At 72.1% G+C, this 23,161-nt stretch carries 19 protein-coding genes; 7 read left to right on the forward strand and 12 right to left on the reverse strand.

Annotated elements, in window-relative coordinates; all coding sequences use genetic code 11:
• Positions 1-190 precede the first annotated feature (190 nt).
• The 4 genes from CXR04_RS08545 to CXR04_RS08560 form a co-directional block, all read right to left on the reverse strand.
• Positions 191-784, reverse strand: a complete 594-nt coding sequence (locus tag CXR04_RS08545) for a GTP-binding protein (RefSeq protein ID WP_101421250.1) — start codon at positions 782-784, stop codon at positions 191-193.
• Complete coding sequence (locus CXR04_RS08550; RefSeq protein ID WP_026276533.1) at positions 765-1,175, reverse strand: DUF742 domain-containing protein; 411 nt, start codon at positions 1,173-1,175, stop codon at positions 765-767. Before CXR04_RS08550 ends, CXR04_RS08545 begins: the two co-directional genes overlap by 20 nt.
• 73 nt (positions 1,176-1,248) lie before the next feature.
• Positions 1,249-1,671 (reverse strand): roadblock/LC7 domain-containing protein, encoded by a 423-nt coding sequence (locus CXR04_RS08555; RefSeq protein ID WP_101421253.1) that lies wholly within the window; start codon positions 1,669-1,671, stop codon positions 1,249-1,251.
• A complete protein-coding gene (locus tag CXR04_RS08560; RefSeq protein WP_101421254.1) occupies positions 1,672-5,445 on the reverse strand; it encodes a sensor histidine kinase in 3,774 nt (1,257 codons plus the stop codon). It abuts the gene before it with no gap.
• A gap of 628 nt (positions 5,446-6,073) precedes the next feature.
• Between CXR04_RS08560 and CXR04_RS08565 the strand changes: the two genes are divergently transcribed.
• The 3 genes from CXR04_RS08565 to gltX are packed head-to-tail and all read left to right on the forward strand — an operon-like array spanning position 6,074 to position 8,642.
• The gene (locus tag CXR04_RS08565) at positions 6,074-6,268 is read left to right on the forward strand and encodes a hypothetical protein (protein ID WP_101421255.1); all 195 of its coding nucleotides are present in this window, start codon (positions 6,074-6,076) and stop codon (positions 6,266-6,268) included.
• Positions 6,269-6,313: 45 nt separating this feature from the next.
• Entirely contained in the window at positions 6,314-7,135 is an 822-nt protein-coding gene (locus tag CXR04_RS08570) for a fumarylacetoacetate hydrolase family protein (protein ID WP_101421256.1), read from the forward strand.
• A 19-nt stretch (positions 7,136-7,154) separates the two neighbouring features.
• The gene (gene gltX, locus CXR04_RS08575) at positions 7,155-8,642 is read left to right on the forward strand and encodes a glutamate--tRNA ligase (protein WP_101426263.1); all 1,488 of its coding nucleotides are present in this window, start codon (positions 7,155-7,157) and stop codon (positions 8,640-8,642) included.
• Between the two features lie 80 nt (positions 8,643-8,722).
• Here the strand turns inward: gltX and CXR04_RS08580 are convergent, their stop codons facing one another.
• Both CXR04_RS08580 and CXR04_RS08585 read right to left on the reverse strand, forming a co-directional pair.
• A complete protein-coding gene (locus CXR04_RS08580; protein ID WP_101421257.1) occupies positions 8,723-8,935 on the reverse strand; it encodes an acyl-CoA carboxylase epsilon subunit in 213 nt (70 codons plus the stop codon).
• 65 nt (positions 8,936-9,000) lie between these two features.
• Positions 9,001-10,608 (reverse strand): acyl-CoA carboxylase subunit beta, encoded by a 1,608-nt coding sequence (locus CXR04_RS08585; protein WP_101426264.1) that lies wholly within the window; start codon positions 10,606-10,608, stop codon positions 9,001-9,003.
• A 215-nt stretch (positions 10,609-10,823) separates the two neighbouring features.
• Here CXR04_RS08585 and CXR04_RS08590 point away from each other — a divergent pair, with 215 nt between their 5' ends.
• Positions 10,824-11,324 (forward strand): MarR family winged helix-turn-helix transcriptional regulator, encoded by a 501-nt coding sequence (locus tag CXR04_RS08590; protein WP_101421258.1) that lies wholly within the window; start codon positions 10,824-10,826, stop codon positions 11,322-11,324.
• A 101-nt stretch (positions 11,325-11,425) separates the two neighbouring features.
• On the forward strand, positions 11,426-13,060 hold the full coding sequence (locus CXR04_RS08595) for an MFS transporter (RefSeq protein ID WP_101421259.1): 1,635 nt from the start codon (positions 11,426-11,428) through the stop codon (positions 13,058-13,060).
• Here the strand turns inward: CXR04_RS08595 and cimA are convergent.
• Positions 12,981-14,609: a citramalate synthase gene (gene cimA / locus CXR04_RS08600; RefSeq protein WP_101421260.1), complete on the reverse strand. Its 1,629-nt coding sequence runs from the start codon at positions 14,607-14,609 to the stop codon at positions 12,981-12,983. The two genes, CXR04_RS08595 and cimA, sit on opposite strands and share 80 nt — an antisense overlap.
• A 384-nt stretch (positions 14,610-14,993) precedes the next feature.
• Between cimA and CXR04_RS08605 the strand changes: the two genes are divergently transcribed.
• Positions 14,994-16,070, forward strand: coding sequence for a S1 family peptidase (locus CXR04_RS08605; protein ID WP_101421261.1), 1,077 nt, complete (start codon positions 14,994-14,996; stop codon positions 16,068-16,070).
• Positions 16,071-16,218: 148 nt separating this feature from the next.
• On the opposite strand, the gene CXR04_RS08610 is transcribed toward CXR04_RS08605, so the two are convergent.
• Both CXR04_RS08610 and CXR04_RS08615 read right to left on the reverse strand, forming a co-directional pair.
• Complete coding sequence (locus CXR04_RS08610) at positions 16,219-17,313, reverse strand: branched-chain amino acid aminotransferase (RefSeq protein WP_101421262.1); 1,095 nt, start codon at positions 17,311-17,313, stop codon at positions 16,219-16,221.
• A 271-nt stretch (positions 17,314-17,584) separates the two neighbouring features.
• Positions 17,585-18,625 carry a 3-isopropylmalate dehydrogenase gene (locus CXR04_RS08615; protein WP_101421263.1) on the reverse strand — a complete coding sequence of 347 codons (1,041 nt, stop codon included), beginning with the start codon at positions 18,623-18,625 and terminating at the stop codon, positions 17,585-17,587.
• Positions 18,626-18,756: 131 nt separating this feature from the next.
• On the opposite strand from CXR04_RS08615, the gene CXR04_RS08620 reads away from it, so the two are divergent.
• Positions 18,757-20,319, forward strand: coding sequence for a purple acid phosphatase family protein (locus CXR04_RS08620; protein WP_101421264.1), 1,563 nt, complete (start codon positions 18,757-18,759; stop codon positions 20,317-20,319).
• 97 nt (positions 20,320-20,416) lie between these two features.
• On the opposite strand, the gene CXR04_RS35125 is transcribed toward CXR04_RS08620, so the two are convergent.
• The 3 genes from CXR04_RS35125 to CXR04_RS08630 form a co-directional block, all read right to left on the reverse strand.
• Positions 20,417-20,563, reverse strand: a complete 147-nt coding sequence (locus CXR04_RS35125; protein ID WP_164492587.1) for a hypothetical protein — start codon at positions 20,561-20,563, stop codon at positions 20,417-20,419.
• Positions 20,564-20,782: 219 nt separating this feature from the next.
• The gene (locus CXR04_RS08625; RefSeq protein ID WP_101421265.1) at positions 20,783-21,493 is read right to left on the reverse strand and encodes an HAD family hydrolase; all 711 of its coding nucleotides are present in this window, start codon (positions 21,491-21,493) and stop codon (positions 20,783-20,785) included.
• Positions 21,494-21,554: 61 nt separating this feature from the next.
• Positions 21,555-23,138: an FMN-binding glutamate synthase family protein gene (locus tag CXR04_RS08630; protein WP_101421266.1), complete on the reverse strand. Its 1,584-nt coding sequence runs from the start codon at positions 23,136-23,138 to the stop codon at positions 21,555-21,557.
• Between the last annotated feature and the right edge of the window lie 23 nt (positions 23,139-23,161).

Raw genomic sequence — 23,161 nt, forward strand, 5'->3', positions numbered from 1 at the left:
CGGCGCCAACCGACAAAGCGCAACCACGGCATCAGCGGAACGGAGTCGACCGCCTGCATCCTGTGCAACGCACCCCCTCAATCTGCTTCCAAACGTTATCAACGCCTCAGGGGCAGGTTGCACCGTACGGTGCAACCTGCCCCTGGCGAAGTCTCCGGCCGCGGCGCGCGGTCCCGGCCGGCCGGCGCGGTCAGCGGAGCCGGGCCATCAGCGCGTGCTCGACCAGCGTGATCAAGGTCGACTTGGACTCGGAGCGCTGCCGGGCGTCGGTCCTCAGGATCGGTGTCTCCGGCCCGATCTGCAGCGCCTCACGCACCTCGTCCGGCGAGTACGGCTGATGACCGTCGAACCCGTTCAACGCGATCACGAACGGCAACCCCGAGTTCTCGAAATAATCCACCGCAGGGAAACAATCCGCCAACCGCCGCGTATCCACCAACACCACCGCACCGATGGCACCACGCACCAGATCGTCCCACATGAACCAAAAACGATCCTGACCAGGCGTCCCAAACAGATACAGGATCAAATCCTGATCCAACGTGATACGACCAAAATCCATCGCCACCGTCGTCGTGGTCTTCCCCGACACCTGCGACAGATCATCGATCCCCGCAGACGCCGACGTCATCACCGCCTCGGTACGCAACGGATTGATCTCCGACACCGAACCGACGAACGTGGTCTTCCCCACCCCGAAACCACCCGCCACCACGATCTTCGCCGACGTGGTCGCACGAGCCGGAGAAGAACCGGCCACACCACTAGAGCTTGCGAAGTCCACTGAGCACCCTTTCGAGCAAAGTCACATCGGGGGTTCCGTCGGCATCCGTGCCGCCGCCGGGCTGGTGAATGGCCACGAGACCGGCCTCGGCCAGGTCGGCGACCAGAATGCGCGCGACGCCCAGCGGCAGGGTCAGCAGCGCGGAGACCTCGGCGACCGATTTCACCTCGCGGCACAGGTGGCAGATCCGCTGGTGCTCAGGAAGCAGCCCCTGCAGCCGCATCGGGTCGGCCGACGTGCTCACCAGGGCCTCGATGGCGAGCTGATAACGGGGCCGGGTCCGGCCGCCGGTCATGGCATAGGGCCGGACCAGCGGCTGATCGCCTTCACCTTCGTAGGGCTGATGCTGGGCACCACCGTACGAGTCGGGTGAGGCGGGTGGCGGGGTCATGGATCCTCCGGGCGGGAACATGGCCGATGGGGAAGGTCTGATAAAAGCGGACGGCCGGGCGGCCGACCGTCGTTCAGTTCAGCAGGCTGCCCTGCAGTTCCGCGCGCAGATCGGGGGTGAGCACCGCGCCCGCCCGGTCGACCAGCAGCGCCATCTCGTAACCAACCAGGCCGATATCGCACTCCGGGTGCGCCAGCACGGCGAGCGAGGAACCGTCGGAAACGGACATGATGAAGAGGAAGCCGCGCTCCATCTCCACCACCGTCTGGTTCACGCTGCCGCCTTCGAAAATGCGGGAGGCACCGGCCGTCAGCGATGTCAGCCCTGACGCCACCGCCGCCAGTTGGTCGGCACGGTCCCGCGGAAAGCCATCGGACATCGCCAGCAGCAGTCCGTCGGCGGAGACCACCACCGTGTGCGACACCCCCGGGGTGTTGTCCACGAAATTGGTGATCAACCAGTTCAGATTCTGCGCCGCCTGGCTCAATGGACTCAACTAACGCTCCTGCTGATAGGTGGGACCAAAGCCGTTGCCGCCGAGGGTCTCACCGGTGCCGCCGGCCTGGCGGCCCCGCTGGATCCCCCGGCGCAGGCTCTGCAGCCTGCCGCGCACATCGTCGGGCGCGCGCGAGACCTGGGTCCCGCTGGCGTTCGAGGACTGCTGCGCGGTGCCCGCCACGAGGTTGGCGCGCGGCACCCGCCGCGGCAGCCCCGACGTGGTGACGCCGCCCGCCTGCGGGGTACGCAACTGCTCGGCTCGGCGCCAGCGGTCGTCGTTGGGAGAGGGGCGCCAGGCCGGTGCGGGGGTGGCCGTGGCCGGCTGCGGCGCGGGAGCGGGGGGTGCGGACGCGGCGTCCTGGTCCGGCTGCGCGGCGGTGGGCGCGTCGGCCGGGGGCTGCGCGGCGGTGGGGGCCACGGGGGTCTGCCCGCGGCCGCGGCTCTCGCGGAACCAGTTCGACTCCATCGACTCGAAGATCGGCGTGGGTTCGTCGCCGCGGGTGGGTACGGGGCCGCCGTCGAGCAGGCCGTCGTCCAGGGGCGATCCGGCCCGCTGCGCCGGTACGGCCGCCGGGTACTCGCCGGTGTCCTGCGGTGCCGGGCGCTGCCCGGGGACCGCGTACTCACCGGTGTCACCGGGGCCGGGACGCTGGCCGGGCACGGCGTACTCGCCCGTGTCGCCGGGACCGGGACGCTGGCCGGGCATCGCGTACTCGCCGGTGTCACCGGGGCCCGGACGCTGACCCGGGACCGCGTACTCGCCCGTGTCACCGGGACCGGGACGCTGGCCGGGCATCGCGTACTCGCCGGTGTCGCCGGGGCCCGGACGCGCCACCGGGTGCTCGCCCGTGTCGTACGACGCGGGGACCGCCGGGGGCAGCGCATGGGCGCCCGTGTCCTGCGGGGCGGCGCCGGGGCGGGCCACCGGGTGCGCGCCGGTGTCGCCCGGACCGGGCTGCGGGCGGCGCTGCAACGGCGGCGCCGGGTGCTCGCCGGTGTCCTGCTGGGCGCCGTACGATGCCGCCTCGCCGGGTACGGGCGACTGCGGCGAGCGCGGCGGCGGCACGGAGCCGAACGCCGGGATCCCCGCGGCCCCGCCGGGCGGCGGACCCGAGACGTCGGGGCGGGAGAACTGCGTGGTGTCGGCGTCGTCGTGCTGCCGCGGGCCCTCGTGCCGGTCGCGGCCGGAGTCGCGCGGCCCGGCGCCGGTGTGCTGGGTCTCCGCGGGCTCGCGGGCACCGGAGTCGGCGCCCGGCCGGCCGGGCAGCCCGGGACGGCTGGGCGCGGCGCCGAGGCCGTTACCCGAATTGGAGTTCGCACCCGGTGCGGCACCGAAGGCCGAACCGCCCGGGAAGGCGGAGCCCGTACCGGAGCCGGGCGAGCGGCCGAAGGCCGAACCGGCACCTGCCGGTTCGCGCCCGGGCAGCCCGGGCCGCTGGCCGGGGCCGCCGGGACCGCCCGTACCGCCGGGCCCGCCCGAGCCGCCGACGTCGCGGCTGGGCAGCGCGGGCCTGCCGGAACCGGCGCCCGCCCCCACCTGGCCGCGCTGCTGCGCGGCGCCGAGCCTGCTCATCGCGCCCCCGCGGGCCGCGGCACCGCCGCGCGCCGGGCCGCCGGTGCCGGGGCCGGCGGTGCCCGCGCCGGGCACACCGGCCGCGGCGCCCGCCGGCTGCTTGCCGCCCGCGCCGCCGCCGTTCTGCGTGACGTCGACGGGGAGCATGACCAGCGCGGTGGTGCCGCCGGAGTCGGAGGGGCGCAACTGGATGCGGATGCCGTGCCGCAGGGACAGCCGGCCGACCACGAACAGGCCCATGCGGCGGGAGACGGAGACGTCGACCGTGGGCGGGTTGGCCAGCCGCTCGTTGATCGCCCCGAGGTCCTCGGGCGACAGGCCGATGCCGGTGTCGTGGATCTCCACGAGCACCCGGCCGTCGGGCAGTGCGTGGCCCGTGACCTTGACCTTGGTCTGCGGCGAGGAGAACGACGTGGCGTTCTCCAGCAGCTCGGCCAGCAGGTGCACGAGGTCGTTGACGACGCGGCCGGCGACCTGGGTGGCGGGCACGGCGGAGAGTTCGATGCGCTCGTACTGCTCCACCTCGGAGGCGGCGGCGCGCAGCACGTCGACCAGCGGGACCGGGCGGGTCCACCGGCGGCCCGGCTCCTCGCCCGCGAGGACGAGGAGGTTCTCGCCGTTGCGGCGCATGCGGGTCGCGAGGTGGTCGAGCTTGAAGAGGTTCTCGAGCTGGTCCGGGTCCGCCTCGCGGGACTCCAGTTCGGATATGAGTGAGAGCTGACGCTGGATGAGGCCCTGGCTCCGGCGCGAGAGGTTGGTGAACATCGCGTTCACGTTGCCCCGCAGCAGCGCCTGCTCGGCGGCCAGCCGGACCGCCTCGCGGTGCACGTCGTCGAACGCGGACGCCACCTTGCCGATCTCGTCCCGGCTGCGGATGCCCACGGTCTCGACGGAGGTGTCGACGTCCTGCGGGTCGGCGTCGGAGAGCTGCTTGACCAGCTCGGGCAGCCGCTTCTGGGCGACGGTCTGCGCGGTGTCCTGCAGCCGGCGCAGCGAGCGGACCATGGAGCGGGCGACGACGAAGGCGCCGACGAGCGAGATGAGCAGGACCAGGAGGATCAGCACGCCGTTGAAGATCGCGTCGTTCTGGGCCTCGGACCGCAGATCGCGCGCAGTCTGCTCCATCTCCTGGAGCAGGTGCTGCTCGATCTTCTTCATCTCTTCGATCTTGACGCTGTCCAGCTCGTACCAGTGCCGGTAGCTCATGTCGGCGTTCTTGATGCTGTCCGGGTTGTTCACCAGGTTCTTGGCGAACGTGTCGGCCTGCTGCACGGAGGCGTTGCCGCCGTCCAGCGAGCGCATCAAATCCGTCAGACCGATCCGGCCCGAGTACAGGTGGGCGAAGAGCTTGAGCGAGGAACTCTCCGCCTCCTGGGCGGAGGCGGCTTCCAGCCGGTCGGCCTCGGCGAACTCGTCGCGCGGCTCCTCGGCGAGGGCGGCGCTGATGATCGCCTGCTGGACGGACGCGTACTCCTTGGCGGAGGAGAAGGTGGCCAGCGCCCGGGTCTTGGCGATCATGTCCGGGTTGCTGGTCGCCAGGGCCATGTCCTGGGAGAGCGAGACCAGGGAGTCGACGAGTTCGCCGTACGCCTTGACCGTCTGGGCGGCGCCGCCGGTGTCGTCGGAATAGGCCGTCTTGCGAATGCTGTTGATCTTGTTGAGCTTCTCGATGACGCTCGTGAGCGAGTTGTTGACCCCGGCGAGGTCCTCGTCGTCGGTGGTGTCGATCTCGTCCGCGGACCGGGTGAAGGCGATCAGGGCCTTGTCGGTCTCGTCGCGGGCGTCGGTGATGTCCGGGTGCTTCGGGTTGCCGTCGACGATGAGGCCGGCCGACTTGTCGCGCTCCTGCTGGAGCATGTCGGCGAGTTCGGTGGCCTCTTCCGTCATGTCCGTCAGCAGCTTCATGTTCTCGAGCTGCTGCAGGTTCTGCCAGGAGTCCTCGATGCGGAAAGCTCCCAGCGTGGTCGCAGCGACCACGGGGAGCGCGAGGAGCGAGACAAGTCTGGTGCTGATGCGCCAGTTGCGCAGCAGGATCCGGGAGCCCGGCCCCTTGGAGCCCTTGGGCTGCTGCATGTTGGCGAAGTCGCCGGCCTCGGGCGCGGGTATTCGGGCGCCACCGCGGTCGGCGTTCCGGTCGGGCGAGGAGCTCGCGCTCTGGCCGTACCGAAGGGAGGCTGCGCGGTCGGTCTTCCCACGCACCTCAGGCTCGCCCGGAACGCTGCCGTCAGTCTTCAATCGTCCCTGCACTAGCGTCGCAACCTCTAGGACCGGCTCCGGCGCATGCACCGGAGCGTTGTCTGGTCGTGCGGGAGCTTAGGCCCCCGCCCGCCGTGAACCAACCGGCGCACGCTCCCCGCACAGCCCCCGCGTGGCGCCCCGTTGCGCCCTCTGCGTCGACTGCACTCCAGCGACGGTCCGTGGAATTCCAGCACAGTGCCGGGATCTCCAACAAGGCCCGGGGGTAACAGCTCGACCGCAACTACGCACCGTGCAGGCCACATTACATGTGGTTCACGCGACGGGTGGGGATAACGGACATTTTCCTACGAGGTGCATGGCGTGGGCCCGTGTCCCGGGTCGGGCCCATCGGTTGGGAAATGTCGCCCCTGTAGGGAGATGGCCCGTTTCAGCCCGACGTCGGGGCCGACGATATTTGGCTTTCGTCCCCGACGAGGTGAGGAAAGTCACAATGCCGTACGGGATGGGTCCCGGCAGCGCGGGGAATAGCGGCGTCTTACCCTTCCCTTGACACAGCGAATCATTCCGTAAAGCTCGGTCTCGTCGGCCCGACAGCGGGCCCCGGCACGTAAAGGCGCGCGTAGCCCTCATGATCCTCCGCACCATAGCCAACCCGCGGCGCACCACCCTCGCCCACCTCGACGACGCCGGGGACCTGCTGCTTCCCGAGCCGCCCGAGACGGTCGCCGCCCGGATCGCCGCCGCGGCCCCGGCCGCCCAGCCGCCGGAGCGCACCGCGAACCCGCGCCGCACCGTGCTGGAGGATCTCCCGTCCGGCGCCTGACCCGCCCGGCGCGACGCCCGGTGGCGGAGCGATAACCTGGGCCCCGTGCGTATCGCCAGGTTCTCCGTCGACGGCAGCGTCGCGTTCGGTGTGGTCGAAGGCTCCGACGGCTTCGACGGGGCCGGCGCCCCGCGGGGCGAGGTCACCCTCGATGTGATCAAGGGCCATCCCTTCGCCGAGTTCGAGCGGTCGGGCCGCAAGCTCCCGCTGGACAAGGTGCGGTTGCTGCCCCCCGTCCTGCCCAACAAGGTCGTCGCGATCGGCCGCAACTACGCCGAGCACGCCGCGGAGCTGGGACACCCCTTGTCGAGCCCGCCGGAGTTGCCCCTCACCTTCTTCAAGCCGTCCACCTCGGTGATCGGGCCCGGCGACCCCATCGCGTACCCCTCCTTCTCCGAGGACCTGCAGCACGAGGCGGAGCTGGCCGTCGTCATCGGCCGGCTCTGCCGCGACGTGCCGCTGGCGCGGGCCCAGGAAGTGATCCTCGGCTACACCTGCGCGAACGACGTGACCGCGCGGGACGTCCAGCGGCGCGAGCAGCAGTGGGCCAGGGCCAAGGGCTTCGACACCTCCTGCCCGCTCGGCCCCTGGGTCGAGACGGAGCTGGACCCGGCCCGGATCGCCGACGGCATCGCCATCCAGTGCACCGTCAACGGCGCCCAGCGCCAGCTCGGCAGCACCACGGACCTGGTCCGCTCGATCCCGGAGCTGATCGTGCACGTCACCGAGGCGATGACGCTGCTGCCCGGTGACGTCATCCTCACCGGGACCCCGGCGGGCGTCGGCCCGCTCCAGGACGGCGACGAGGTCGCCGTCACCATCGAAGGCATCGGCACTCTCGCCAACAAGGTGATCAAGCGTGGCTAGCGCAGCCCCCCCGGCCCCCCTGCGGGTCCGCTTCTGTCCCTCCCCCACCGGCAACCCCCATGTGGGCCTGGTGCGCACCGCCCTGTTCAACTGGGCGTACGCCCGCCACACCGGCGGCTCGCTGGTCTTCCGGATCGAGGACACCGACGCGGCCCGCGACTCCGAGGAGTCGTACGAGCAACTGCTCGACTCCTTCCGCTGGCTCGGCATCGACTGGGACGAGGGCCCCGAGGCCGGCGGCCCGCACGCGCCGTACCGGCAGTCGCAGCGCATGGACATCTACGCCGACGTGGCCGGCCGGCTCCAGGAGGCCGGGCACGCCTACCGCTGCTACTGCACCGCGGCGGAGCTGGAGGAGCGCCGCGAGGCGGCGCGCGCCGCGGGGCGGCCCTCCGGGTACGACGGGCACTGCCGCGACCTGAGCGCCGAGCAGGTGGCCGCGTACGAGGCCGAGGGCCGTGCCTCGATCGTCCGCTTCCGGATGCCGGACGAGACGATCACCTTCACCGACCTGGTGCGCGGCGAGCTGACCTTCGCACCCGAGAACGTCACGGACTACGGCATCGTGCGCGCCAACGGCGCCCCGCTCTACACCCTGGTCAACCCCGTCGACGACGCGCTGATGGAGATCACGCACGTGCTGCGCGGCGAGGACCTGCTGTCCTCCACCCCGCGGCAGATCGCGCTCTACCGCGCGCTGATCGACCTCGGCGTCGCCAAGCGGGTGCCGGACTTCGGCCACCTGCCGTACGTCATGGGCGAGGGCAACAAGAAGCTCTCCAAGCGCGACCCGCAGGCGTCGCTCAACCTCTACCGCGAGCGCGGCTTCCTGCCCGAGGGGCTGATCAACTACCTCTCGCTGCTGGGCTGGTCGCTCTCCGCCGACCGGGACGTCTTCACCCGCGAGGAACTGGTCGCGGCCTTCGACATCACCGACGTGGTGCCCAACCCCGCGCGCTTCGACCTGAAGAAGGCCGAGGCCATCAACGCGGACCACATCCGCATGCTCGACGTGAAGGACTTCGCCGAGCGCTGCGCGCCCTGGCTGCGGGCGCCGCATGCGCCGTGGCCGGCGGAGGCGTTCGACGCGGACGCCTTCGCTGCGGTGGCGCCGCTGGCGCAGACGCGGCTGACCGTGCTGTCCGACATCACGGCCAACGTCGACTTCCTCTTCCTCGACGAGCCGGTGTCCGACGAGAAGTCGTGGGACAAAGCCATGAAGAAGGGGCAGCCGGGGCAGCCGGGCGCGGCCGGCCTGCTGCGCACGGCGCGCGCGAAGCTGGCGGCGGCCGAGTGGTCGGCGGAGCCGCTGAAGGAGGCCGTGCTCGCCGCGGGCGAGGAGCACGGCCTGAAGCTGGGCAAGGCGCAGGCGCCGGTACGGGTCGCGGTCACGGGGCGGACGGTGGGGCTGCCGCTGTTCGAGTCCCTGGAGGTGCTGGGCCGCGAGCGGACGCTGGCGCGCGTGGACGCGGCGCTGGCCAGGCTGGCGGCGGAGCCGCAGGGCTAGGCGGCGCAGCCGCAGACGACGCGCGAAGGCCCCGCCTACGGCGGGGCCTTCGGTGTGTGCGGGGCCGGGCAGGGGCCCGGTCAGCGCTGCCAGCTATGCGGGGCGCGGAACCCGTGCTGGCGCTCCAGCCGGCGCCAGCGGGCCGCGGAGCCGCCGTGCCCGCCGTGGCGGGCGTGCGCCGGCTGCGGGGCGGCGGCGCGGGCGAGGAGCACCGCGGTGAGCGCGGCGAGCTCCTCCTCGCTGGCCTCGCCCTTCTCGACGCGGACGAGGTTCTCGGTGTGCTGCGTGGTCACGTGTGTGCTCCTGGGCTGTTCTGCGCGGTCGGCTGCGGGCTGCGGGGCGTGCGGAAGCGGCGGGGTCACTGCGGCGGGTTGCCGTGCTTGCGCGCCGGCAGGTCCGCGTGCTTCGTACGCAACATGGCCAATGAGCGGATCAGCACCCGGCGGGTGTCGGCGGGGTCGATGACGTCGTCGACGAGGCCGCGTTCGGCCGCGTAGTACGGGTGCATCAGCTCGGCCTTGTACTGCTTGACCATGTCCGCCCGCTTGGCGTCGGGGTCGTCCGCGGCCGCGATGTCGCGCCGGAAGATCACGTTCGCCGCGCCCTCCGCACCCATCACCGCGATCTCGTTCGTCGGCCAGGCATACGTCAGGTCAGCGCCGATGGACTGGCTGTCCATCACGATGTACGCGCCGCCGTACGCCTTCCGCAGCACCACCGAGATCCGCGGCACGGTGGCGTTGCAGTACGCGTACAGCAGCTTCGCCCCGTGCCTGATGATCCCGCCGTGCTCCTGGTCCACCCCGGGCAGGAAGCCCGGGACGTCGAGCAAGGTGACGATCGGAATATTGAAAGCATCGCACATCTGGACAAAGCGGGCACCCTTCTCGGACGCCTCGATATCCAGCACACCCGCGAGGGACTGCGGCTGGCTGGCGACGATACCCACCACCTGACCGTCCAGCCGGGTGAGCGCACAGATCAGATTCGTCGCCCAGCGCTCATGCACCTCAAGGTACTCACCGTCATCGACGAGCTCCTCAACCACCCCGCGCATGTCATACGGCCGGTTCCCATCCGCCGGCACCAGATCCAGCAGCACATCGCCGGACCTGTCCGCCGGATCCTCGGCAGTGACCCCCGGCGGGTTCTCCCGGTTGTTCTGCGGCAGCATCGACAGCAGGTACCGCACCTCCTCCAGACACGTCACCTCGTCGTCATACGCGAAGTGACACACCCCCGAAGTCCCCGCATGCACATCCGCACCACCCAGACCGTTCTGGGTGATCTCCTCACCCGTCACCGCCTTGACCACATCCGGACCCGTGATGAACATCTGCGACGTCTCACGCACCATGAACACGAAATCCGTCAGCGCCGGGCTATAGGCCGCACCACCCGCACACGGCCCCAGCATCACCGAAATCTGCGGAATCACACCCGACGCACGGGTGTTGCGCTGGAAAATCCCCCCATAGCCGGCCAGCGCCGAGACACCCTCCTGAATACGCGCACCCGCACCATCATTCAACGACACCAGCGGCGCACCCGCAGAAATCGCCTTGTCCATGATCTTGTGGATCTTCTCCGCATGCGCCTCACCCAGCGCACCACCGAAGATCCGGAAGTCATGCGCATAGACGAACACCGTCCGCCCGTGCACCGCCCCCCAACCCGTGATCACACCATCCGTGTACGGCCGCTTCGCCTCCAGCCCGAAACCCGAAGCCCGGTGCCGCCGCAACGGCTCCACCTCATTGAACGACCCCTCATCCAGCAACAGGTCGATCCGCTCCCGCGCAGTGAGCTTCCCCTTCGCCCTCTGCGCCGCGGTCGCCCGCTCACTCGGCCCCGCATGGGCCTGCTCGCGAATGCGGCGCAGTTCGGCCGCCCGCCCCCGGGCCTCGTTCTCGACGGCGCCTGCCGTCGCTGCCGCGTCGGAGGGGGCGTAGTCCACTGTGGTCATGAAACGACGGTACGGGTACTTGGGCATCGAACCTTATGTCATTTCCCTACAACGTCGGCCGGTAAATCATGAGCACCCGGCACTATGTGCAGGTGACGGGGCCAGAGATCGGCCAACGACACGTCGAGCAGCGCTGTAGGGCTTCGACAAGCAGTTGGACAGATCGTTGACGCGCGAGAAGGTTCCGTAGCAGACCTTCTTGTTAGCCTGGAGCCATGACCACCATGCCCGTATCCCGCGCGCCCGACCGTACCGTGCCGGACGTCACCGGCATCCTGATGCACACCGCGCACGTGCTCAACACCCGGCTGTCCGCCGCGCTGACGGAGGTCGGGCTGCTCCAGCGCGAGCAGTGCGTGCTCGTCCACGCGCTCGGGGCCGAGCGCACCCAGGGGCAGCTCGCCGAGCTGTCGCGGATGGACAAGACCACGATGGTCGTGACCGTGGACGGCCTGGAGAAGGCCGGGTACGCCGAGCGGCGGCCGTCGAGCACGGACCGCAGAGCGCGCATCATCCACGTCACCGAGGCCGGCGCGGAGGTCGCGGCGCGCGGCCAGGAGGTCGTCGACCGCGTGCATCAGGAGGTGCTCGACGCGCTGCCGGCCGCGCAGCGGGACGCCTTCGTCGCCGCCCTGGAGGGCCTGATGGCCGGCCCGCTCGCCGAGCCCGTCCCGTCCGACCAGCCGGTTCGCCGGGCGCGGCAGGCCCGGCGGTAGCCGGCGAGAAGGTCCGTACAAGAAAACTAGATAAGAGATAGTCCCGTAGAAAACTATCTGCTACGGTCTCTCCTGTTGCCCAACGCATCAGGAGAGACCGCATGAACGCCACCGACGCACCGCAGGACCGATCCCGCTGGTTCGCACTCGCGATCCTCTGCACCGGCGCGCTGATGATCGTCCTCGACGGCAGCATCGTCACCGTCGCGCTGCCCGCCATCCAGCAGGACCTGGGGTTCTCCCCCGCCGACCTGACCTGGACCGTCAACGCCTACATGATCGCCTTCGGCGGGCTGCTCCTCCTCGCCGGCCGCCTCGGCGACCTGCTCGGCCGCAAGCGGGTGTTCGTCGCCGGCATCGCGCTCTTCACCGCCGCCTCACTGCTGTGCGGCGCGGCGACCGAGCCGTGGATGCTGATCGCCGCGCGCTTCGTGCAGGGCGTCGGCGGAGCGCTTGCCTCGGCCGTCGGGCTCGGCATGATCGTCACGCTCTTCACCGATGCAAAGGAGCGGGCGAAGGCCATCGGTGCCTTCGCGTTCACCGGCGCGGTCGGCGCCTCGCTGGGCCAGGTGCTCGGCGGCCTGCTCACCGACGCGCTGAGCTGGCACTGGATCTTCTTCATCAACGTGCCCATCGGGCTGGCGACCGCCGCGCTGGCGCTGCGCGTGCTGCCGGGCGACCGCGGCATCGGCCTGGCCGCGGGCGCCGACGTCGCCGGGGCGCTGCTGGTCACCTCCGGGCTGATGCTCGGCGTCTACACCATCATCGAGACCGGGAGCCACGGCTGGGCCTCCGGCCGCACCCTCGGCTCCGCCGCACTCGCCGCGGCCCTGCTCGCCGGCTTCGTGCTCCGCCAGGCCCGGGCCGCCGCGCCGCTGCTGCCGCTGCGCGTGTTCCGCTCGCGCGCCGTCGCCGGCGCCAACGCCGTCCAACTGCTCGTGATCTCGGGGATCTTCGCCTTCCAGATCATCGTGGCGCTCTACATGCAGCAGGTGCTGGGCTACGGGGCCGCCGAGACCGGTCTCGCGATGCTGCCGGCCGCGCTCACCATCGGCGTCACCTCGCTGCTCGTCTCCGCCCGGCTGGTGGCGCGGTTCGGCGAGCGGTCGGTGCTGCTGGCCGGGCTGGTGCTGCTCGCGGCCGGTCTTGCGCTGCTCGTCCGGCTCCCGCGGGACCCGGCCGAGGTGAGCTACGCGGCCCACCTGCTGCCGACGATGCTGCTGCTCAGCGGCGGCGGGCTGGTGCTGCCCGCGATGACGGCGCTGGGCATGTCCGGGGCGCGCGAGGACGACGCCGGGGTGGTGTCGGGGCTCTTCAACACCGGGCAGCAGATGGGCGGCGCGCTGGGCGTCGCGGTGCTGACCACGCTGGCGGCGGGGCGCACGGAGTCGCTGGCCGCGGGCGGGGAGGGCCGGGACGCGGCGCTGACGGGCGGCTTCCAGCTCGCGTTCGGCATCGGGGCGGTGCTGGTCGCCGCGGCGGCGGTGCTGACGGTCGCGGTGCTGCGGCCGCATACGGCCGGCGGGCCGCGGCAGCCCGGCGGCGGTGCGGAGAGCGGCGGTGTGGCGGCTGCCGGTGCGGAGGGTCCGCGTGCGGAGGGTGGCGTGGGCGCGAAGAGCGCCGGTGCGGGCTCCGGCGCCGCCCCGGCGCCCGGTGCTACTCCTGCGGCACGACTCCGGCCCGCAGCAGACCGTAGGCGAACGCATCGTCCAGCGCCTGCCACGACGCCGCGATGACGTTGTCCGCGACCCCGACGGTGTCCCACTCGCCGTGGCCGTCGCTCGTGGTGATGAGCACCCGCGTCGTCGACGCGGTGCCGTGGGTCCCCTCCAGGATCCGCACCTTGTAGTCGATCAGCTCGAAGTCGGCGAGCTGGGGGTAGATCCGCTCCAGCGCCACCCGCAGGGCCCGGTCCAGCGCATGGACCGGGCCTTTGCCCTCCGCCGTGACGACGGCCCGCTCGCCCTTCGCCCACAGCTTGACCGTGGCCTCGTTGGCGTGGGTGCCGTCCGGCCGGTCCTCGACGATGGCCCGCCAGGACTCGGTGCGGAAGTAGCGCCGCGTCCGGCCGGACTCCCGCAACTGCAGCTCCTCGCGGAGCAGCAGCTCGAAGGAGGCGTCGGCGGCCTCGTACGTCAGCCCGCGGTGCTCGTTCTCCTTGACCCGCTCGACCACCCGGCTCAGCAGCTCGCGGTCGTCGCCGAGGTCGAGGCCGAGGTCCTTGCCCTTCAGCTCGATGGACGCCCGCCCCGCCATGTCGGAGACCAGCATGCGCAGCCGGTTGCCGACCAGCTCGGGGTCGATGTGCTGGTAGAGGTCGGGGTCGACCTTGATGGCGGAGGCGTGCAGGCCGGCCTTGTGGGCGAAGGCCGAGACGCCCACGTACGGCTGGTGGGTGGCGGGCGCGATGTTGACGACCTCGGCGACGGCGTGCGAGATCCGGGTCATCTCCGCCAGCTTGCCGGCAGGCAGCACCCGCATGTCGTACTTCAGCTCCAGCGCGGCCACCACCGGGAAGAGGTTGGCGTTGCCGACGCGCTCGCCGTAGCCGTTGGCGGTGCACTGCACGTGGGTGGCGCCCCCGTCGACGGCGGCCAGGGTGTTGGCCACGGCGCAGCCGGAGTCGTCCTGGGCGTGCATGCCCAGCCGCGCGCCGGTGGCGGCCAGCACCTCGGCGACGGTCTCGCGCACCTGGCCGGGGAGCATGCCGCCGTTGGTGTCGCAGAGTACGACGACGTCCGCGCCCGCCTCGTGCGCGGCGGCGACGACCTGCTTGGCGTACGCGGCATTGGCCCGGTGGCCGTCGAAGAAGTGCTCGCAGTCCACGAAGACCCGGCGGCCGTGCCCGCGCAGGAACGCGACCGTGTCGCGGATCATCGCCAGGTTCTCGGCGAGCGTGGTGCGCAGCGCCAGCTCCACGTGCCGGTCGTGCGCCTTGGCGACCAGGGTGACGACGGGGGCCTTCGACTCCAGCAGCGCGAGGACCTGGGGGTCGTCCTCGACCCGTACGCCCGCCTTGCGGGTGGCGCCGAAGGCGACGAGCTGCGCGTGCCGGAAGTCGACCTCGTCGCGGACGCGGCGGAAGAACTCCGTGTCCCGGGGCACCGCGCCGGGCCAGCCGCCCTCGATGAAGCCCACGCCGAAGTCGTCGAGGTGCCGGGCGATGGCCAGCTTGTCCGCGACGGTCAGGCTGATGCCCTCGCGCTGCGCGCCGTCGCGCAGCGTGGTGTCGAAGACGTGGAACGCGTCGTCGGGGGCCTCGGGGGCGGCAGGCTCTGTGCTCATCGAAGTGCTCCTGTCGGGATGGTGTGCTCTCCGGTCCCGGAAATGGAAAAGACCCCTCGCGGGTCGCGAGAGGTCTGCGCGCGGGTCTGGGACGCGGTGAGCCAGCACCGCATGCGGATCGCGGTACGGGTCAGCGCGGACCGGCGCGCCTGTTGCCAATAATCATGACGGCAGACGAGGTCACGTCGGGCAGTGTGGCACACACTCCGCCCGGTCTGGAGACCTGTCTCACAATACGGGCAGAGTGCCCACGTTTCGTACGGGGAGGTCAGGGCGCAATTGCGGTCTTGTGTGGATGACATGCGCGTGCCAATTTGGTCCCCGGCCAGTCGGTACGGCACCTCCCACAACCCCCACATGGTTCACACAAAGGAGAACCACCGCATGAGACCCCAGAAGTCCGCGCGTCTGGGCGGCACCCTCGCCGCCCTTCTCCTCCTCGGCACCGCCGCACTCGGCTCCACGGCCGCCGCGGCGCCCCCGCCGGCCGACCGTCCCGGGCAGGGGGTGCAGGCCGACGCCGCCACCCTCGCGCTCGACGCCGACGTCACCCGCACCCTCGGCGGCGACAGCGCCGGCACCTACCTGGACGCCGGCACCGGCGAGCTGGTCGTGACGGTCACCGACAGGGCCGCCGCCGCCGAGGCCCGCGCCGCCGGCGCCCGCGCCGAGCTGGTCGAGCACAGCGCCGCGGAACTGCGCTCCGCGATGGGCGCCTTCGAGGACCGGGCGAAGATCACCGGCACCTCCTGGGGTGTCGATCCGGCCACCAACCAGATAGCCGTGCAGGCCGACTCCACCGTCTCGGCCGCCGAGTACGCGAAGCTGAAGCGCGTCGCGAAGAGCCTCGACGGCGCGGCCCGGGTGGAGCGGATACCCGGGGCGTTCAAGAAGGAGGTCCTCGGCGGCGACGCGATCTACGGCGGCGGCTACCGCTGCTCCGCGGCGTTCAACGTGACCAAGAACAACGCCCGCTACTTCGTCACCGCAGGACACTGCACCAACGCCGGCGCCTCCTGGTCGGCCACCAGCGGCGGCGCGGCCATCGGCACCCGCGAGGGCACCAGCTTCCCGACCAACGACTACGGCATCGTCCGCTACACCGACGGCTCCTCCCCCGCGGGCACCGTGAACCTCTACAACGGCAGCACCCGGGACATCTCCAGCGCCGCCAACGCCGTCGTCGGCCAGGCCATCCAGAAGAGCGGCTCCACCACCCAGGTCACCAGCGGCACCGTGACCGCGGTGAACGTGACCGTCAACTACAGCGACGGCCCCGTCTACAACATGGTCCGCACCACCGCCTGCTCCGCCGGCGGCGACAGCGGCGGCGCCCACTTCTCGGGCAACGTCGCGTACGGCATCCACTCCGGCAGCTCGGGCTGCACCGGCACCAACGGCTCCGCCATCCACCAGCCGGTCACCGAGGCGCTCAGCGTGTACGGCGTGAGCGTCTACTGACGCACCGGCAGCACCACACGGCACGAAGGGGGCCGCCGCCGCAGCCCGGCGGCGGCCCCCGGCGCCGCGGTACGGAGCCGCCGGCCCCGTACCCCGGCGTCAGCCGGACCGCAACCGAGCCCGGCCCGCACCTCGGCGAGCCCCTGCCTCAGCCCAGCTCATGCATCCACCCGTGCGGGTCCGGCGCCTGCCCCGTCTGCACGTCGACCAGCGCCTTGCGCAGCCGCGCCGTGACCGGCCCCATCGCCCCGTCGGCGACGGTCCACTCCGCCGTGCTCGACTTGGCGTGCCCCACCGGCGTGATGACCGCCGCCGTGCCGCACGCGAAGGTCTCCGAGATCGTGCCGTCCAGGCAGCCGGCCTGCCACTCCTCCTTGGAGATCCGCACCTCGCCGGTGCGGTAGCCGAGGTCGGCGGCGATGGTCAGCAGCGAGTCGCGGGTGATGCCCGGCAGCAGCGTGCCGGTCAGCTCGGGCGTGACCACCTCCGCCCCGGGGCCCTCGCCCCGCACGAAGTACAGGTTCATCCCGCCCATCTCCTCGATCCACCGGCGCTCCACCGCGTCCAGCCACACCACCTGGTCGCAGCCCTGCTGCACGGCCTGGAGGGTCGCGGCCATCGCGCCCGCGTAGTTGCCCGCGCACTTGGCCTCGCCGGTGCCGCCGGGCGCGGCGCGCACGTACTCCTCGGTGAGCCAGACCGACACCGGCTTGATGCCGCCCGTGAAGTACGCGCCGGCCGGCGAGGCCAGCACCATGAACAGGTACTCGTGCGCCGGGGAGTTCACGCCGAGGCCGACCTCGGTGGCGAACATGAACGGGCGCAGGTAGAGCGACTCCTCGCCGGTGCCCGGCACCCACGCCTTGTCCTGGCGCACCAGCGCGTCGATGGCCGCCACGAAGGTCTCGACGGGAAGCTCCGGCATCGCCAGCCGGCGCGCGGAGAGCTGGAAGCGGCGCGCGTTGGCGTCGGGACGGAAGGTGCGGACGCTGCCGTCCGGCTGCCGGTACGCCTTCAGCCCCTCGAAGATGGACTGCCCGTAGTGCAGCGCCATCGTCGCCGGGTCGAGGGTGAGCGGGGCGTACGGCTGGAGCTGCGCGTCGTGCCAGCCGCGGCCTTCGGTCCACTTGATCGTGACCATGTGGTCGGTGAAGTGCTTGCCGAAGCCGGGGTTGGTCAGGATCGCCTCGCGCTCCGCGTCGGACAGCGGGTGCGCGGACGGCTTGAGCTCGATGGTGGTCATGAGATTCGTGTCCTTCACCGTTCGGTGGGTGGCGGACCGCGTCCCGTACCGAGGTCCTCGCACCCGAAGGTACTAGGACGTCCGAGCATTACCCCGTGCCGCGGCCCCCTGTCGATTATGACGGGGGCGCGGGCAGCGGCAAGCGTGGCGGTGGTACGCGGCCCGAAGGGTCATCGTCGCACCGGCGCCGCCCGGAGGGCAGCGCCGGTCGGCCGTAACGAGAAACCTGACCGGCCGGGCCGGCCGCGGCGAGCGTGTGTGGTCCCGGCGGTCAGCCGGATACTCGGGCGGCGAGCGCGTCGCCGATCTCGTCCGTGCTGCGCGCCGCGGTGCCCCGCGCGGCGAGGTCGGCCTCGACGGCCTCCTCGACGCGGGCGGCCTGCGCGGCGTAGCCGAGGTGGCGCAGCAGCAGGGCGACCGACAGCACCGTGGCCGTCGGGTCGGCCTTGCCGGTGCCGGCGATGTCCGGCGCGGAGCCGTGGACCGGCTCGAACATCGACGGGAAGGCGCCGGTCGGGTTGATGTTCCCGGAGGCGGCGAGGCCGATACCGCCGCTGATGGCGGCGGCGAGGTCGGTGAGGATGTCGCCGAAGAGGTTGTCGGTGACGATCACGTCGAACCGCTCGGGCCGGGTGGTGAGGAAGATCGTCGCGGCGTCGACGTGCAGGTAGTCCGTGGTGACGTCGGGGTACTCGGCGCCGACCCGGTCGAAGGTGTTCTTCCACAGGTGGCCGGCGTAGACGAGCACGTTGTTCTTGTGCACGAGCGTCAGCTTCCGGCGCGGGCGGGCCCGGGCGCGCTCGAACGCGTCCCGGACCACGCGCTCCACGCCGTACGCGGTGTTGACGCTGACCTCGGTGGCGACCTCGGCCGGGGTGCCGGTGCGCAGGCTGCCGCCGTTGCCGGTGTACGGGCCCTCGGTGCCCTCGCGGACGACGACGAAGTCGATGGCGGGGCGGCCGGCGAGCGGGGTCTCGGTGCCCGGGAAGAGCTTCGACGGGCGCAGGTTCACGTAGTGGTCGAAGGCGAAGCGCAGCTTCAGCAGCAGCCCGCGCTCCAGCACGCCGGACGGCACCGAGGGGTCACCGATGGCGCCGAGCAGGATCGCGTCGTAGTCCTTGAGGGCCGCCAGCTCCGCGTCCGGCAGGGTCTCGCCCGTGGCATGCCAGCGCCGGGCGCCCAGATCGTAGCTCTCGGTCTCCAGCTTCACGTCCTGCGGCAGGACGGCGGAGAGCACTTTCAGGCCCTGGGCCACGACCTCGGGGCCGATGCCGTCGCCGGGAATGGACGCGAGACGAATGCTGCGAGACATGCGGGGGAGCCTACGCGCTACGTCTTGCGGGATGACACCGCCGTCCGGGATGTGGACATACCGCGGGCGTTCACCACGCCGACGGCCGCGGTTCTCCGGTGCGTCGGCAACGAGAGGGAATGCTCGGACATATGGAGACCCCCGGCTTCGGCATCCCCCCGCGGCTCGCCCGCAGCATGAGCATGGCCGAACAGCACGAGTACCTGCGCCGCGCACTCTCCCGGCGACGCGTCGTCACGGGCGCCGGCGGGCTGGCGGGCGGGCTGCTGCTCGCCGGGTGCAGCGAGAGCGGCGGTCCCGGGCGTACGGACGACTCCTCGGCGGACTCCGTCAGCCCCGCGCCCACCGGTGCGGCGGCGTTCGGCCGGCATCTGGCGTTCGGCGCCGACCCGCGCAGCCAGATGCGGGTGGGCTGGCAGCTCCCGCTGCCCGTGCGCCGGCCGTACGTGCGCTTCGGCACCGAGGACGGCGACCTCGGCGGACGCGTCGAGGCGGAGATCCGGCCGCTGAAGACCCCGGCGCTCAGCGGCCTGCCGGCGCTGGAGCAGCACTACGTGCACGCCTCGCTCGACGGCCTCGCGCCCGGCACGGCGTACGTCTACGGCCTCGGCCACGACGGGTTCGACCCGGCCTCCCGCGACGCCGCCGGGCACCTCGCGACGTTCCGTACCGCACCCGCCGGGCCCCGGCGCTTCGTCTTCACCGCCTTCGGGGACCAGGGCACGGGATCCGCGGCCCGCGCCACCACCCGGGGCATCCGCGACCTGCCCGGCGGGCCGCCGGCCTTCCATCTGCACGCCGGCGACATCTGCTACGCCGAGGACTCCGGGCGCGGCCTGGAGAGCGACCACTACGACGCCCGGGTGTGGGACCGCTTCATGCGGCAGATCGACCCGGTGTCCTCACGGGTCCCGTGGATGCCGGCGATGGGCAACCACGACATGGAGGCGTGGTACTCCCCCGACGGCTACGGCGGCCAGCGCGCCCGCTGGACGCTGCCGGGCAACGGCTTCGACCCGCGCGAGGCGCCCGGCGTGTACTCCTTCGTCTACGGCAACGTCGCCGTCGTGGCGCTGGACGCCAACGACGTGTCGTACGAGATCCCGGCCAACCTCGGCTACACCGACGGCGCCCAGGCACGCTGGCTCGACCGGCGGCTCGGGGAGCTGCGCGGCGCGCAGGGCGTCGACTTCGTCGTGGTCTTCTTCCACCACTGCGCGTACTCCACCAGCACGCACGCCTCGGACGGCGGGGTGCGCGGGCACTTCACACCGCTCTTCGACAAGCACCGGGTGGATCTGGTGATCAACGGCCACAACCACGTCTACGAGCGCACCGACGCGCTGCGCGCCGGGGCTCTGACCCGCCCGCTGCCGATCGGCGGCTCCGCGGATCCCGAGCGGGACGGCGCGGTCTACGTCACCGCGGGCGGCGGCGGGCGCAAGCTCTACGACTTCACCGCACCGGACAGCTACGAGGGCCGCCGCCGCGACCGCGACGTGGTGCACACCTTCGCCTGGACGCGCGACGGCGAGAAGGCGCCGGAGGACGTGGAGTGGTCGCGGGTGCGCTACACCGGCTACTCGTTCCTGGCGGTGGAGTCCCGTCCCGGCACCTCGCCCGCGCTGCGGGTCGCCGCGTACGCCGAGGACGGCAGGCGGATCGACCGGTTCGAGCTGGTACGGGGCCGCTGAGCGGCCGCCGTGCGCGGGCCGGGGCCCGGGGGCGGTGGCGCGGCGGGCCGGGTACGGGAGTGGCGCAGCCGGGCGGTAGCCGTGGCGGGGCGGCGGCTCAGTGGCCGGTCGCGCCGCCGTTGTCGCGGCGGTCGAACGCCCGCTGCAGCGCGGCGGCGGCGTTCTTCCGGGCGATCGCGGAGTCCTGGCTCTGCGCGGTGCGAGCGGAGTGACGGGCGCGGCGGACCGTGGTGGTGGCAGCCATGGGGCAGCTCCTCTGGGGCGCTGGGAAGACCTGGGGACGCCGCTGGGGCGGGAGCGGCGCCGCAGGGGTGACCTGCGTGAGGCGCCAGACCTCGACCACCGTCGCTGTTCGGCGAGCGTTCGGCTCCTACAAAAGTAGGACGTCAAAGCGTTCTTGTCTCGCCATATACTCGGGCTTCCTACTATCTGAGACGGCACCCCCGCCGACCTGCGGTGATTGTTACGGTTCCAGGGTGCCGAGGAGCGGCCCGAGCTGGCCGGGCGAGGTGATACGGCGCACGGCCGGGGCCGCGCTCCCGGCCGCCCGCGCCGCGCCCGGGCGGTCCAGCCAGATCCCCGTCAGCCCCGCCGCGTCCGCGCCCGCCGCGTCGGTGTCGGGCCGGTCGCCGACGTACGCGACGCGCTCCGGCGGCAGTCCGAGGGCGGCGCAGGCGGCGTGGAACGCGCCGGCAGCGGGCTTGGCGATGCCGAGCTCCTCGGAGCACACCAGGGCCTCGAAGCGGTCGTGCACGCCGATGGCACGGAGCTTCTCCTCCTGGTGCGGGGCGCTGTTGTTGGACAGCAGGCCGTGCCTGCGGGCCGGGGTGAGGCCGTCGAGTGCCGGTACGACGTCGGGGAAGACCCGCCAGTGCCGCCGGTACGCGGCCAGGTAGCCGGCCATCCAGACGTCGGCCTCGGCGTCGGTCAGCGGCCGGCCGGCGAGCGCCCGGGCCCGTTCGCGGCGCTGGGCCAGGAAGGTGAACTCCCCGGCGAGGTAGCGGTCCACGTACTCCTCGGAGACCGCGTGCCAGTGCTCCGCGGCGGCCTCCGGCGAGGCGTACCGGCCCAGCAGCCCGCGCGCGGTCAGGTACTCCAGCGCGGCGCGCCGCTCGGCGCCGGAGTGGTCGAAGATCGTGTCGTCGATGTCCCAGACCACGGCGAGGATCCGCATGTCACGACGGTAACGCGGGGCGGGCGCCGGCGGCTGCCGGGAGAGCGCGCGGGGGCGGACGTCAGACCGTGAAGCGGTCCGGGTCGGCCGCCGCCCAGTCGGCGGCCCAGGCCCGCGGCGGCTCGGCCAGGAGCTGCCCGGGCGCCGGCGGCGGCAGCGGCCGGTCGTCGCGGCGGACGGCGCGGGGCTCGATGCGGACGCGCAGTTGGTGCCGGCGCAGTTGGGCCGGGTCGTCCACGCCCATCGCCGACATGATCTCCAGGGCGCTCTGCACCGTGGCGCGCTGGAAGCGCTCCACGCGCACCGTCTTGTCGGCCACGTCCAGCGACTGCACCCGCCGCGGGTCCTGTGTGGTCACGCCGACCGGGCAGGTGTTGGTGTGGCAGCGCTGGGTCTGCAGGCAGCCGAGGGCGAACATCATCGCGCGGGCCGAGTTCGTGTAGTCCGCGCCCTGGATGAGCCGCTTGACGATGTCGGAGCCGGTGGCGACCTTGCCCGCGGCGCCGATGCGGATACGGTCCCGCAGCCCGGTGCCGATGAGGGCGCCGTGCACGGCCGCCAGTCCCTGGGTGAGCGGGGCGCCGATGTTGTCGGCGAACTCCAGCGGCCCCGCCCCCGTACCGCCTTCCGAACCGTCGACCAGGATGAAGTCGGGCGCGGTGCCCTCGGCGAGCATCGCCTTGCAGACCGCGAGCAACTGCACCCGCGAGCCCACGCACAGCTTGATCCCGGCCGGCTTGCCGCCGGCCAGCTCCCGCATCCGGGCGACGAACCGCACCAGCTCGCGCGGGGTGGAGAAGACCCGGTGGTACGGCGGCGAGACCACGGTCTCGCCCTGGGGCACGCCGCGGGTACGGGCGATCCTGGCGTCGACCTTGGCACCGGGCAGCAGCCCGCCGATGCCGGGCTTGGCGCCCTGGGACAGCTTCAGCGACACGCACTTGACCCGGTCGTCGGCGGCCTTGTCGGCGAACTGCCGGGCGTCGAAGTCGCCGTCGGCGGTACGGCAGCCGAAGTAGGCGGTGCCGATCTCCCACACCAGGTCGCCGCCGGGCCGCAGATGGAACTCGGAGATGCCGCCCTCGCCGGTGTCGTGCGCGAAGCCGCCGCGTGCGGCGCCGCCGTTGAGCGCGAGGACGGCGTGGGAGGAGATCGCGCCGAAGCTCATCGCGGAGACGTTCAGCAGCGCCATGTCGTACGGCCTGGTGCAGTCGGGTCCGCCGACGCGGACCCGCGGCGGGGTCGTGGGCATCGTCACCGGAGCCATGGAGTGCACGAGGAACTGGTAGCCGGGGGCCTCCACGTCACGCTCCGTACCGAAGGGCTCCTCGGCGTCGGTGCCCTTGGCGCGCGCGTAGACGATGCTGCGCACGTTGCGGTCGAAGGGGCGGCCGTCGAAGTTCCGCTCGATGAAGTACTGCTGCATCTCGGGGCGGAGCTTCTCCAGCAGGAAGCGCAGATGGCCCACCAGCGGGTAGTTCCGCAGCACGGAGTGGCGGCGCTGGAGCACGTCCCACACGCCGAGCCCCGCGAGCGCCAGCAGCACGCCCGCGGCCGGCCACCAGGCGCCCGACACCAGCGTCGCGGCGAGGGTGCACCCGATGGCGGCCACGACGACGGCGGCGAAGAAGCTCATCCTCTTCATACGCCATCCATACGACCACAGCC

Source organism: Streptomyces sp. CMB-StM0423 (assembly GCF_002847285.1).
Taxonomy (GTDB): Bacteria; Actinomycetota; Actinomycetes; order Streptomycetales; family Streptomycetaceae; genus Streptomyces.